The 504-nt window shown below is 68.7% G+C and carries 1 protein-coding gene and 1 pseudogene; both read right to left on the minus strand.

Annotated features, from left to right (window positions below; genetic code table 11):
- Window positions 1-209 (minus strand): pyridoxal-phosphate dependent enzyme (locus JCM19049_RS17390; RefSeq protein WP_279403543.1); only part of this gene is annotated, 209 nt, incomplete at its 3' end.
- 1 nt (window position 210) lies between these two features.
- Window positions 211-504, minus strand: a pseudogene (locus JCM19049_RS21790) (ACT domain-containing protein); the annotation flags it as partial.

Raw genomic sequence — 504 nt, forward strand, 5'->3', positions numbered from 1 at the left:
ATCGCCATGGTCATCCCGCGGTCCTTGAAGGAGCCGGTGGGGTTCATCCCCTCCACCTTCAGGTACACCTGGTTGCCGGTGTGCTGGCTCAGGGCCGGGGCGTGCACCAGCGGGGTGCCGCCCTCGCCCAGGGTGATCACCCGGGTCGCTTCGGTCACCGGCAGGCGGTCGGCGTATTCGCGGATCACTCCGCGCCACTGATGGGCCACGTTAGTTTCCTTCAACTCTCAAAACGGATGTTACGGATGCCACGGTGTCCAGCGCCCCCAGGGCCTGGACGGTGGAGCTCAGCGCCGCCTCGGCGCCCGGTGGGTGAGGATGCGCAGGTGCGCGCTGCCGTCGTCGGCGGCGGACTGGTCATCGCCTCGATCGAGACCCCGTGCTCGGCGAACACGGTGGCGATCCTGGCCAGCATCCCGGGCTGGTCGCTGACCGACAGGCCAATCCAGTAGCGGGTGTCGATGTGCGCGAAGTCCACCAGCGTGGCGGGGCTGGTGTGCGAGC

The organism is Arthrobacter sp. JCM 19049 (assembly GCF_001310435.1).